This is a genomic window from Adlercreutzia sp. DFI.6.23, from assembly GCF_024462535.1.
GTDB classification, from domain to species: domain Bacteria; phylum Actinomycetota; class Coriobacteriia; order Coriobacteriales; family Eggerthellaceae; genus Adlercreutzia; species Adlercreutzia rubneri.
In genome coordinates, this window is record NZ_JANGBP010000014.1 from 1 (window position 1) to 12,582 (window position 12,582).

Annotated in this window: 10 protein-coding genes; all 10 read right to left on the reverse strand. The window is 66.1% G+C overall.

Annotation, left to right across the window (positions count from 1 at the left end; genetic code table 11):
- Positions 1-348: 348 nt before the first annotated feature.
- Positions 349-1,551 (reverse strand): NADP-dependent isocitrate dehydrogenase, encoded by a 1,203-nt coding sequence (locus NE591_RS11395; RefSeq protein ID WP_173113954.1) that lies wholly within the window; start codon positions 1,549-1,551, stop codon positions 349-351.
- Between the two features lie 249 nt (positions 1,552-1,800).
- The gene (locus tag NE591_RS11400) at positions 1,801-3,864 is read right to left on the reverse strand and encodes a RecQ family ATP-dependent DNA helicase (protein ID WP_231699505.1); all 2,064 of its coding nucleotides are present in this window, start codon (positions 3,862-3,864) and stop codon (positions 1,801-1,803) included.
- A gap of 181 nt (positions 3,865-4,045) precedes the next feature.
- On the reverse strand, positions 4,046-4,687 hold the full coding sequence (locus tag NE591_RS11405; RefSeq protein ID WP_256156715.1) for a GNAT family N-acetyltransferase: 642 nt from the start codon (positions 4,685-4,687) through the stop codon (positions 4,046-4,048).
- 60 nt (positions 4,688-4,747) lie between these two features.
- Complete coding sequence (locus tag NE591_RS11410) at positions 4,748-6,292, reverse strand: cellulase family glycosylhydrolase (protein WP_173113957.1); 1,545 nt, start codon at positions 6,290-6,292, stop codon at positions 4,748-4,750.
- Positions 6,293-6,337: 45 nt separating this feature from the next.
- Positions 6,338-6,967 (reverse strand): helix-turn-helix domain-containing protein, encoded by a 630-nt coding sequence (locus tag NE591_RS16315; RefSeq protein ID WP_173113960.1) that lies wholly within the window; start codon positions 6,965-6,967, stop codon positions 6,338-6,340.
- Between the two features lie 2 nt (positions 6,968-6,969).
- Positions 6,970-7,830 carry a hypothetical protein gene (locus tag NE591_RS11420; protein WP_173113963.1) on the reverse strand — a complete coding sequence of 287 codons (861 nt, stop codon included), beginning with the start codon at positions 7,828-7,830 and terminating at the stop codon, positions 6,970-6,972.
- Between the two features lie 46 nt (positions 7,831-7,876).
- Positions 7,877-9,046 (reverse strand): rRNA adenine dimethyltransferase family protein, encoded by a 1,170-nt coding sequence (locus NE591_RS11425; RefSeq protein ID WP_231699506.1) that lies wholly within the window; start codon positions 9,044-9,046, stop codon positions 7,877-7,879.
- Positions 9,030-9,947 carry a flavodoxin family protein gene (locus NE591_RS11430; RefSeq protein ID WP_173113969.1) on the reverse strand — a complete coding sequence of 306 codons (918 nt, stop codon included), beginning with the start codon at positions 9,945-9,947 and terminating at the stop codon, positions 9,030-9,032. The genes NE591_RS11425 and NE591_RS11430 overlap by 17 nt, the downstream gene beginning before the upstream one ends.
- The gene (locus NE591_RS11435) at positions 9,940-10,848 is read right to left on the reverse strand and encodes a TatD family hydrolase (RefSeq protein WP_114539339.1); all 909 of its coding nucleotides are present in this window, start codon (positions 10,846-10,848) and stop codon (positions 9,940-9,942) included. The genes NE591_RS11430 and NE591_RS11435 overlap by 8 nt, the downstream gene beginning before the upstream one ends.
- 78 nt (positions 10,849-10,926) lie before the next feature.
- Complete coding sequence (gene metG, locus NE591_RS11440; protein WP_173113972.1) at positions 10,927-12,504, reverse strand: methionine--tRNA ligase; 1,578 nt, start codon at positions 12,502-12,504, stop codon at positions 10,927-10,929.
- Between the last annotated feature and the right edge of the window lie 78 nt (positions 12,505-12,582).

Genomic DNA, 12,582 nt, shown 5'->3' on the forward strand with positions numbered 1-12,582 from the left:
GGCGTTCGTGTTGGATCGGGCAATGCGCAACCCGAAAACGCTCCGATACAGGGACTTCTACGCGAGGTCGCCCAGTTCAGACGATGAGGAGTCCTCCTCCTAGCCCACAATCTGCAAAGGAGGATTAATGTGCTTTTTTGTTCACCCTTCTGAACTGGGATTTTTCAAGTTTCCGCAGATCAAGCAAGGTGTTTTGCGAAATCAAAAAAGCACATTTTCCAAATCCCGCGATCCAGAAAAGCACATTTTCCAAATTAGCGAGAACGAAAAGGCCCGACCGCGGGTTGGATGCGGTCGGGCCGGAAGGGACGAGGCAAGCCGAAAAGAGACGAGGCGACGCGGAATCGCTTAGGCGGCGAGGCGCTTGGCGATGGCTTGGATGAACTCGCCCGTGGAAAGGGTCACGGGGTTCGGCAGCGTCGTGATGCGGGCGAGGTCGCCGGTCATCTCGCCGGCCTCAATGGTGGCCAGGGTAGCCGCTTCCAAGCGGTCGGCGAAAGCCACGAGGTCGGGCAGCTCGTCCAATTCGCCGCGCTTGCGCAGGGCGCCGGACCAGGCGAAGATGGTGGCTACGGAGTTCGTGGAGGTCTCCTTGCCTTCCAAATGCTTGTAGTAGTGACGCTGCACCGTGCCGTGAGCCGCCTCGTACTCGTAGACGCCCGCCGGGCTCACGAGCACCGAGGTCATCATGGCCAGCGACCCGAAGGCGCTCGACACCATGTCGCTCATCACGTCGCCGTCGTAGTTCTTGCAGGCCCAGATGAAGCCGCCCTCGGCCTTCATGACCCGGGCCACGGCGTCGTCGATGAGCGTGTAGAAGTACTCGATGCCGGCCTCCTCGAAGCGGGCCGCGTACTTATCGTCGTAGATCTCCTGGAAGATGTCCTTGAAGCGGTGGTCGTACTTCTTGGAGATGGTGTCCTTGGTGGCGAACCACAGGTCCTGCTTGGTGTCCAGGGCGAACTCGAAGCAGCTCATGGCGAAACTCGCGATGGAGGCGTCCAGGTTGTGCATGCCCTGGGCCACGCCGGCGCCGTCGTACTCGTGCACCAGCTCGCGGATCTCCGTGCCGTCGTCGCCGGTGTACACAAGCTCCACCTTGCCGGGGCCGGGCACGCGGATCTCGGCGTTCTTGTACACATCGCCGTAGGCATGGCGGGCGATGGTGATGGGGCGCGTCCAGTTGCGCACGCAGGGCTCGATGCCTTTCACAATGATGGGGGTGCGGAACACCGTGCCGTCGAGCATCGCGCGGATGGTGCCGTTGGGGCTCTTCCACATCTGCTTCAGGTCGTACTCCTCCACCCGAGCGGCGTTCGGCGTAATGGTGGCGCACTTCACGGCCACGCCCAAACGCTTGGTGGCCTCGGCGGACTCGATGGTGACCATATCGTCGGTAGCGTTGCGGTTCTCCAGGCCCAAATCGTAGTACTCGGTCTTCAAGTCCACGAAGGGGCAGATCAGCTCGTCTTTGATCATCTGCCAGATGATGCGGGTCATCTCATCGCCGTCCATCTCCACAAGCGGCGTGGTCATTTGAATCTTGGTCATGGTGCTCCTTACGACAGAAATCGGTTGCGACCATGCTACCGCGAAATGTGAGCAACTCGCCCCGCAATTCGCCTAGAAACAAGGTTGTAACGGGCAGGGGCTGTCCGAGTTCGAGCGAGAAAGGAGCCGTCCGGCTCGGAGGGGCCGAGGGAACCCGTGCTCAAGCAATGGCTCGCTTTGCGGAACAGCCCACTGGGCTGTTCCAGTCGCTGCGCAACCTGCGCGCGGGCCCCCTCGGCCCCTCCGAGCCTACTCAACTTCGGTTGCTTCGGGGACAGACGCGATCTCTTCCAAGAACGCCTTACCATAGGTGGCGAGCTTTTTCTCGCCTACGCCGGGGAGGGCTAGCAGCTCCTCTTCCGTGGCGGGGCGGGCGGCGGCCATAGCGGCTAGGGTGGCGTCGTGGAAGATGACGTAGGGCGGCACGGCGGCCTCCTGGGCCAGGAGCAGACGCAGGGCGCGCAAACGCTCGAAGAGCTCGGCGTCCGCCGCTCCCAGATCGGCGGCGCCAGGACGGGCAGCCTTCGGCGGTTTGGCCGCGCTCCCCTTGCGCACCTTCGGCGTCTGCTTGATGCGCAGCGCAAAATCGGGCTCAGCGGCCTCACGGTAGCGGGGGCCGAAGCCCACAAGCGGGAACTTCCCCTCGGTGATGGCGAGATACCCGTCGGCAGCCAAGAGCTCCACCACTTCCATGAGCAGGGCGCGCCGAGCCTCGGAGGTGCCGTAGACCGGCAGGTTCACCAGGCCCCACTGGCGCAGATTCTCGGTGTCGGCGCCGCGCAGCACGTCCACCACCGTCGTCTTGCCGAAGCGGCCGCGCAGAGCCTGCACGCAGCGCATGATGGCGCGAGCCTCGGCGGTGACGTCCACGGCCTCGAATTCCCCGTCGCAGTTCGAGCAGCACCGCTTCGCCGACGAGCTTGCAGAATTTTCCTCGGTCGGGAGGGCGGACCAAGATCCACCCCTACGGAGGGTGGGGTCGCAGGCGGCATGGCCATCGCGGGAGTCTGGGGCGCAGGCAGCACCGTCAAGCAGGTTTGCGCCGCCGGCACCCGCCCCACCGTAGGGGGCGACCTCGGTCGCCCCTCCCTGCGACGGGAGTGCCTCGTCATGACCACCTTCCCCGAAGTAGCGGAGAATGTACGCGCGCAGGCAACCGGTGGTGTAGCAGTAGCCGACCATGGACTCCAGCATGCGGCGGCGGCTCGCGCGCACCACCTCGGCCTCCTCGGCCGTGAGCCCCTCGTGGGTCGATTCCTGCTCGATGAAGAAACGGCCCGTGGCGATGTCGCCGTCGCACCACAGAAGTAGGCATTCGGCCGGGCTTCCGTCGCGCCCGGCGCGGCCGGCCTCCTGGTAGTAGGCCTCCACCGACCCGGGCATGTTGTAGTGCACCACGTAGCTGACGTTGGACTTGTCGATGCCCATGCCGAAGGCGTTGGTGGCCACCATGACCGGGGCCGTATCGTTCACGAAGGCCCGCTGGTTGCGCTCGCGCTCCTCGGCGGTGAGCCCCGCGTGGTAGCGGGTGGCCGCGATGCCGCGCTCGCGCAAGTGGTCGCACACCTCCTCCACCGTCGCCCGCTTGGCGCAGTAGACGATGCCCGACTCGGCCCGTCGCTCGTCGATGAAGGCATCCAGGCGCGCCAGCTTCTGCTTGGGCTCGCGCCGCTCCACCGCGAAACGCAGGTTGGGCCGGTCGAAGCCCGTGACCGTGCAGGCCGCGTCGCGCAGACCCAGAAGGCGCACGATGTCGCGGCGCACCAGATCGGTGGCCGTGGCCGTGAGCGCCGCCACGGGAGGGCGGACGGGCAGCTCAGCGATGAACTGGCCGATGGAGAGGTACGAGGGGCGGAAGTCCTGACCCCATTGGGACACGCAGTGGGCCTCGTCCACGGCGATCAGCGCGAGCCGCGCCGTACGGGCGAACTCGGCGAAGCGCGGATCGGCCAGGCGCTCGGGAGCCACGTACATGAGGTCATAGGCGCCCTCGGCCGCCCGGCGCAGCACCTCGGCCTGCTGTCCGGGCGCCAGCGTGGAATTCAGGTACGCCCCGCGGATGCCCGCTTCCTGCACGGCCCGAACCTGGTCGGCCATGAGCGACACGAGCGGGCTCACGACGAGCGCCATGCCCTCCATGACGACGGCCGGCACCTGGTAGCACACCGACTTGCCGGCACCGGTGGGCATGACTGCCAGCACATCGCGACCGGAAAGGAGCGCCGAGACCACTGCCTCCTGCCCCGGGCGGAACGCGTCGTAGCCGAAACGGCTCGCCAGCACAGCCCGTGCCTGCTCCATCTTCTGATCCATGAACGTTCCCCGCCTTCGGTCGCCTCGTCTTTTGCAAGCCAGTATAGCGGGTATCGGCTCTGCCGTGGTCGCGGCAAAGCCGTCCCAAAACCGTCATCGGTTCCCGGCGCTTTCCCACACCGACCGCTGCGGCGTCGCCATTGCGTCCGCCTCAGCCGAATCGCGCCGACACGCAGCGCCGCTACCCCAACCGCGCCAGCGCGTCCTCAGCAGCGGTGAGCACCTCGGCCACCTGATCGGGATCCATGGCGGAAAGCGGCACGCGGGGTTCGGGAGCCGCTGAGAAGTCGCCGATGGCCATGCGCAGCCACGCCACATCGTGCCAGGCGCCCAGCTTGTAGCCGGCCTCCTTCTGAATGCCCATGAGCGCAAAGCCCAACTTCTCATGCAAGGCCAGACTCGCCTCGTTGGGCACGGTGATGAGGCTGTAGGCGTTGCGCACGCCCTGCAGGGCCAGAAGGTCGATGAGCGCCCAGAACAGCACGCTGCCCCACCCTCGGGAGGTGTAGTCCGGCGCGAAGTAGATGGACAGTTCGGCGTTCCACGCATAGGCGGCGCGCTCCCCCAGCCGGTGCGCGTAGGCGAACCCGACGATGGAGCCGTCCTCTTCCACCACCAGATAGGGATAGTCGCCGATGATAGAGGCCATGCGACAGCGGAAGGCGTCCAAAGAGGGGGTCTCGGTTTCGAACGTGATCGCCGTATCGCGAATGTAGGGCGCGTACACGGCCAGAATGCCTGCCGCGTCTGCCTCCGTCGCCAGTCTTACCGTGCGCACAACCGAACCTCCTTTGAATCGCCTGCGTGACGCCGTGACAACTATTGTATGCTCGCACCCATCGCCGTCAAAAGGCGAACTGGCGAGCGGAGGGGAAGCCGCGCGCTACTCGTACTCCACCACGGCCAGATCCGCCGGGCCGCTCACGATGAAGCCTACGTCGCGCACAAAACCGCCGGCGGGAACGTTCCCGTTGTGGGCGTCGTTGGCGACAGTGAGCCGCGTGCCTGAGGCCGAAGCCTTGCAGTTCCACGCGTCCTCCAAGGTCACCTCGCCGTTGAAGGGCACCACGACCGACCAGCTCTTCACGCCGGCGCTGTAGTTCGAGCCGGCCATCTCGTAGCGGAAGAAGGTGCGGCCGCCCTCCTCCCAACGGTCGGCCACCTGGAAGGTCCACTGCAGGGTGTCGTCGGCGGAGACGAGCATCTGGGCTCCGGCGCTGTTGTCCTTCACCTCGGCCCGGGCCAGCGCCACCTCCTCGCGGGAAAAGCCGGGGCTCTTCAGGGTGTCGACGAGCCATAGGCCCTCGTCAGTGAGGTCGTCCAGGGTGAAGCCGGAGGTCTTCGCGCAGCCGGGCTTGAACAGGGCCGCCGTCTCGTCCTTATTCGACAGGTTCCAGCAGATGTAACTCACGTCCAGCTCGTTCATAAGGCGTACCCACAGGTTCGCCGAAGCGTAGTCGATCTCGCCGGCACCGCTTGCCTCGCAAATGCCGAACTCGGTCACGAACACGGGCAGGCCGCCGGCCACCGCCGTGGAAAGCGCACGGCGCAGGTCATCTTCATGAGTGGCGGCGTAGAAGTGCAGCGCGTACATGACGTTGGCGTCGGGCAGCGGGTCGGCCGCCGCGGCGGCGAGATCCTGGGACCAGGTGGGCGTGCCCACGACGATGATCGCATCGGGGTCGTTGGCGCGGATGATGGGAATGACCGCCTCGGCGTAGGCCTTGATGTCGGCCCAACTCGTGCCGCCGTTGGGCTCGTTGCAGATCTCGTAGATGACGTTGTCCGTGTTGCCCAAGGCGCCCGACACCGAGCGGAAGAACTCCTCGGCGGCCCACTGGTTGGTGGCGGGGTTCGCATCGGACAGGGTGTGCCAGTCGACCACGGCGTACAAATCGGCAGCCTGGGCGTACTGGACGCCGCGCACCACCAGGTCGTTCAGCGCCGTGCGGTCGCCCGTCTCCGTGGCGTAGCCGCCCTCTTCCGCCGAGTAGGTGGCCAGGCGCACGACGTTGGCGCCCCACACGTCGCGCAGCTCGGTGAAGAACTCCTGGTTCACGTACTGAGGGTACCAGGCCAGACCGTGGGTGGAGACGCCGCGCAGCTGCACCGGCTCGCCAGCGGCATCGGTGAGCTGGGCGCCTGTGACCTTCAGCGCGCCGGTCGTGGAAGGTGTGGGCGCAGGCGGGGCCGCCTTTTCGACCGGAGCCTCTTGCGCAGCGGCATCGGCCGGAGCCTCAGGCTCTGCTTCCAGCGTGTCCTGGGGACGGCCCATCGGCTCTTCCACCACCAGGGCATTCGATCCTCCGGCCGGGGACAGGCCGCCCACCGTCGCGGCCAGGGCCACACCGATGCCCGCGAGCACCACGAGCACCGCCACCGCGATGCCGATGCGCGCGAACCTTGCCCGTCCCGCCGTCTTTCCCATGGCACCCTCGCTTCCAGGGCCTATCGGCCCGCTCACTTCCAGGACCTAGAGGCCCAATCGTCCTTCGTCAGGCTCGCCATTGTACACCGCCGCCGGCGCCAGCGTCACTTCCACACACATTCCCAAGGCGCAGGCCACATCCGCCAGAAGATCGGAGGTGATGTTGGCGCGACCTCGCTCCACGCGGCTGACGACGGCCTGATCCACCAGGGCCCTCTCGGCCAGCTGTTTCTGCGTCATACCCTGCTCGCGGCGCGCCTCGGCCACCGCGCGCCCGATGGACTGGCGCAACTGGCGCCGGTCGTCCAGTATCTCGCCATCGTCATCGACGGGAAACGGCCCGCGCAGCACGAAATAATCCTGCGAACAGGCCCCCTTCCCAATAGCGAGCAGGGCGAACTCGCTGTATTCCCGGAGGCCATTCGCCCTCAAGACCTCTCCCAGGTTCTGCCGTCCCGGAGGCACCACGCGCTCGGCCACCCAGCGACGCGCCCACGCAGGCCCTATCGCGCGCTCCCCCCTTTCGACGAACGAGGAGAAAAGGAACGGCACCTCTTCGGGGCCTGCGCCCTCCGCTATCTGGATGCCCCATTCGTCGCGTTCGGCGTCGTAGAAGAGACGGCCGCAGGGAACGGCATTGCGGGCGCGGCCGTCGATGATGTCGAAGGCGAACACGACTACCCCTCCCTCGACAGGCCGTCCGACCGGCTCTCGACGACGATGCCCCCCGCAAGCAGATGCTCCCAGCGCCGTGCAAGCATCTCGCGCATCTTCGCAACATGGGCATCGGATACCGCGTGGCCGATGCCATCGGTCAAGGCCCGTATGCGCCCCTCGCCGAGAGGCGGCATTGGCAGGGGCGTCTCCACCAGCTCGCCCACGAAGCGCAAGTTCTCTTCCAACGAGCGCGTCCCCAGGTAATTGTTGGCGTTCACGTCGCTTAAGGGGTCGAAGGCGCGCACGCGCTCCTCATCCCCGTAGCAAGAGAACACGAAGGACAAGCCGCTATCGAACAGCGGCGCGAGGCGCACCGAGCCTTCGGGGCTGCGTATCACCTCTATGTTTGCGCCGTGGCGATCCCGATTGGCGATGAGATAATCAGCAATGATGAGGGCCGCCACCTGCGGGCCCCAACCGTAGCGCCGCGCAAGGTCGAACGGCGACTCCCCGGGGCGCCGGTTCAAGTCGTAGAATAAATCGAAGGCCATCTTGCGCTCGTCGGGCGCGCGGAAGCTCGGCGACTCGTTGAGCCACGTCTCGCGCTCTTCGCCGTCGATGACCACGAGCCCGTGGATGAGCCGATAGCGTGCATGGGGAATGCCCAGGTGCTCCATCACGCGGGCGGCCAGAAGCTCGTTGACACACTCATGGCCGTAAATGCCCCGGTAGCTGTCGTAGCAGGAGAGCTTGTAGTAGCGGCGCGCCCTCCCCTCGCCGGCCCGCGCCTTCGGGAAGGTGCCGCTCGTTCCCGAGGTTGTCGTGCGCTCGTCCCAGCGCAGGTGGCGGAAATCCTGCAGCTCCGCAACCAGATCGTCCATAGCCCCTCCCTTCAATATGATTTTTGCATCATATCACAGAAAGAGATCAGACGGTCGCCTCTTTCAGCAGTGCAGCGCCGAGGGCGAGGAATTCCTGCTGGGTCAGGGTTTCGCCGCGGCGGCGGGGGTCGATGGCGGCGGCATCGAAGATGGCGGGAAGGTGGTCGACGATGTCGGCTCCGTCGAGGACGAAGGCGCCCCCAACACCACCAGACAGGGCGCCATCCACGGCCCTTAGCCCAGCCGACGAACCCGAGGCTCCCAGCAAGAGCGAGCCGCGGCCGGAGAAGTAGGTCTTGCAGGAGTTGGCGATGGTCTTGCGGCGGTTGGCGAAGGCGGCGTCGGCTATGAGAGCCGCAGCAGCGATGACCTCCGGCGTGGCAGGTGCCCCATCGGCCATGAGCGGCACGCGACGGTTCAGGCGGATGACGGCGGAATCGACCCGGGGCGGCGGGAAAAAGTTGCCCGGGCCCACGGGAAAGCGGCCGGCCGGCTCGGCGTGCAAGCCGAGCTTCACGGTGTAAGCGCCGTAGTTCTTCGTGCCCACGGCGGCCGCCATGCGGTCGGCCACCTCCTTCTGCACCATGATGGTGACGGAGTCCAAGAAGAGGAAGGATTCGAAGTAGTCGAGCACGACGGTGGCGGCCACGGCGTAGGGAAGGTTCGCGACCAGCTTGCTGGGAAGACTCGGCTGAAGCTCCTCCTGAGGCACAGCCACGCGGTACCTTGATTCGCTCAGACAGTCCTCGCTCTGCGAAACAGCCCACTGGGCTGTTTCGTTCGCTGCGGAACTCGCTCGGTCAAGGCACCCCGTGTCTGCGCCGATCTCGGCCATAGCCGCAACAATGTCATCCCCGGTTACGTCAAGGGCGTCCTTTTCTATGAGAGCGAACTTCTCGCGCCAGGGGTGCAGGGTGTCGGCGAGGACGGCGGGCAGGTCGGGGTCGCGCTCGATGGCGACGACGCTGGCGGCGTGCTTCAGGAGCGCGATGGTGAGCGTGCCGATGCCGGGGCCCACTTCCAAAACGCGGTCGGCCTCGTCCACCTCGGCCAGGGCGATGATCTTCTTCAGCACGTCGTCGTTCACGAGAAAGTTCTGGCCGAGCGTGTACTTGGTGCCGATGCCGTGGGCCTCGAGCACCGCGCGGGTGGCACTCGGCGTAGAGAGCGGCGACAGGCGCCCGTCGCCGCCGGCATAGCTATCGGTGGCCGCCACGGCCGTTGCCCTTCTTCTTGGTGTTCTTCTTCCCGTAGGCCGGGCCGCCGCCCTTGCCGGAGGACTTGCGCGGGCCGCGGGAGCCCGACTTCGGGGCATCCTGCTTAGGGGCGGGCGCCTTCTGGCTTACGGACAGCTTCGCGCGATCCTTCGGGCGGTGCTCGGCAGCTTCGGTCGCCCCGTCGTTGTCCTCCTCCTCTTCGACTTCCTCGATTTCTTCCACGCCCTCCACTTCCACAACCTCATAGTCGTCATCGAACTCGAGGCCCAGGGCGCCGAAGCCGCCCACGGGGGGCAGCGGGTACTCCTCGGCGTCGGCCGTGATCTCGCCGTCAGCGCGGATCTTCCCCACCCAGTTGAGCACGAGCTCTACGGCAAAGCCGGCCACGGACAGCGCCGAGCGCACCGTGCCGATGAGCGGCTCGAAGCCGTGGGGATCGCCGCCGGCTCCTACCACGTGGATGACCGCAGGGCGCTTGGGCCGCGTGCGCAGGTCGGTGAAGTAGTAGGGCTGCAGGCGGTCGAGCAGCGCCTTCATCTGAGCCGGCACGCTGGCGAAGTACACCGGGCACACCACGATGAGCTCATCGGCCGCATCCAGGTGCTTGCGCACCTCGTTCATGTCGTCGTCGATGATGCAGTGGTGGAACAGAGCACCGGATTCCGCCACCGTCTCTTGAGGCAGCAGCGGATCGCCCTCCTCGAACACGTGGATGGGCTCCTCGGCGACGGCGCGGCACTCATCGCAGCCGATACACGGCCGCACCTCGGTGGACGACACCGACACGATGGACACCCCGTCCTCCGGGCACTCCTCGATGCAGGCATTGAATAGCTCGTCGGCCAGCACGGCACTGCGCCCATCGGCCCGACACGACCCGTGCAAAATCACTCTATGCATTGCTGCTGCCTTTCTGCCACGGGGTGGGCTTGCGGTTGAGGAGGCGCTGTGCGTTCTCGTAGAGCTGGGCGAGCAGGGCGGCACGGGCCTCGGGGGTGTCGGCGCCGCGCACCTCGCAGAGCACGTCGGCGGTGTAGATGGTGTGGGCCGGGCCGCAGTCGGTGCCGCGCAGAGGCTCGGGGGTCATATAGGGCGAATCCGTCTCGGTGAGCAGGCGATCGGCCGGTACCAGCTTGGCGGCCTCGCGCACCTCGTCGGCGCGCTTGAAGGTAAGCGGGCCCCCGAAGGCGATGTAGCAGCCGGCCTCCACCCAACGCGCCACCTCAGCGGCATCCAGGTTGAAGCAGTGCAGAAGCGTTCCCGCCTCGGGAAAGCCCTCCTCTTCCAGAATGGCGAAGCCGTCGTCGTGAGCCTCGCGCATATGCAGCGCGATGGGCAGTCCCGCTTCCTTGGCCAGGCGAATCTGAGCGCGGAAGACCTCGCGCTGCACATCGCGCGGCGACAGGTCGTAGTGGTAGTCGAGCCCGATCTCCCCCACCGCGCTCACGCGGCGGTCGCGCAAACGCTCGCGCAGGGCGGCCTTAAGCTCCGGCGCCCACTCCTTGGCGTTGTGCGGGTGCACGCCGGCCGCGATGCGCACGTGGGGCACCGCCGGAGCGGCGACAATGCCGGCCGTGCCATCATCCTCTTCTTCCATGACCTTCAGATCGCGAGCGGCCTCCATGAGCCAGAGAGGCAGGACGTCGAAGGTGGCGAAGCCGTCCTCGGCCGGATCGACGATGGTCTCCACGAAGGCGACGCCGTGAGCGCCGGCGCGGGCCAACTCGCAGGCCGGATCGGCGAGCATCTGCAGATGCGCATGGGTGTCGGCCACCGGGCCTTCCAGCACCGGCGAGGGCATCACACGCCACTTCCCCCCTTTGCGCTTCTGCCGAAACAGCGCGTCATAAAAAACGGGATCTTGGTCTCTCATGATCGCCTACAGCTCGGGCAGATTATCCACATCCAGGCGCGGGAAGAGGGGGTCGCCCACCTCCACGGCGACGCTAGCGGGCAGCTGGCCCCAGGCCGTGGCCTCCTGGATGTCGGTGGTGTCGGCGATCTCTCCCAGGCCCAGGCGACGGAACACCTCGGCCGAGGTGTTCGGCATGAACGGCGCCATGTACAGGGCGATGATGCGGATGGCCTCTAGGCAGTTGTAAATGACCGCGGCCAGCTCATCGGCGCGGGCGGGATCCTTCGCCAGCGTCCAGGGGGCGCTCTCCTCCACGTACAGGTTCACGCGGCTCGCCAGCTTCTGCACCGCCGCCGCGGCCCCGGTGAAGTCCACCTCGGCCATGCAGGCGTCGTATTCCGCGTACAGGGTGTCGGCGATCTCGCGCAGCGGATTGTCCTCGGAACCGGCGGGCGTCTCGGGCACGCGGCCCTCGAAGTACTTCGTGGTCATGTTCGTCACGCGGGAGACGAGGTTGCCCCAGGTGTTGGCCAGATCGGCGTTGTACACCTGCACCATGCGCTCCATGGAGATGGAGCCGTCGTGGCCGAACTGCACGTCGCTCATGAAGTAGTAGCGGTAGGCATCCACGCCGAACACGCGCACGAGATCGGCGGGCATAAGACCGTTGCCCTTCGACTTCGACATCTTCTCGCCCTTGGTGAGCAGAAAGCCGTGGCCGAATACCGTGTGGGTGATGGGCATGCCGGCGGCCATGAGCATCGCGGGCCAGATGACGCAGTGGAAGCGGGTGATGTCCTTGCCCACGAAGTGGTACTGAATGGGCCAGCGGCGATCGAACTCGGCCTCGCGCTCGGGGTCGCCGTAGCCGATGCCCGTGAGGTACGCGATGAGCGCGTCGGCCCACACGTAGAACACGTGGCCCTCATCCCACGGCACGGGGATGCCCCAGTCGAAGCTGGAACGGGAGATGGACAGATCCTGCAAGCCGCCCTTCACGAAGGAGACGATCTCGTTGCGACGGCTGACCGGCCGGATGAAGTCCGGATGCTCGTCATAGAAGGCGAGGAGTTTGTCCTGGAACTCGGAGAGCTTGAAGAACCAGTTCTCCTCGCCCGAGGACTCGTAGCGCACCGGACGCTTGCAGTCGGGGCACACGAATTCGCCGTCCTCGTTCTTCTCCAGATCGCTCTCGGCGTAGTAGGTCTCCTCATGGACGCAGTACCAGCCCTCGTAGGCGCTCTTGTACAGCCAGCCCGCGTCGTAGAGCCCCTGCCAGAACTTCTGCACGGCGCGCGTCTGGCGATCCTCAGTGGTGCGCACGAAGTTGGTGTAGTCGATATCCAGCGTCTTCCACGCATCGGTGAAGGCGGGGGCGAGGGAATCGCACCAGGCTTGCGGGGTCATGCCGTTCTTCTCGGCGGTCTCGGCGATCTTCTGGCCGTGCTCGTCGGTGCCGGTGACGAACGACACGTCGTAGCCGTTCATACGCTCGTAGCGAGCAATGGTGTCGGCGGCCACCGTGGTATAGGCGGTACCCAGATGCGGCGCGGCGTTGATGTAGTAGATGGGCGTGGTGACGCCGAAGGTTCCCTTAGGCATAACGGGTAAGACTCCTTTTCCGGGCGCAGGCGGCCGATGACACCACCGCTCCCCTTTAGGGTTGTTGCGTGCAGGCTA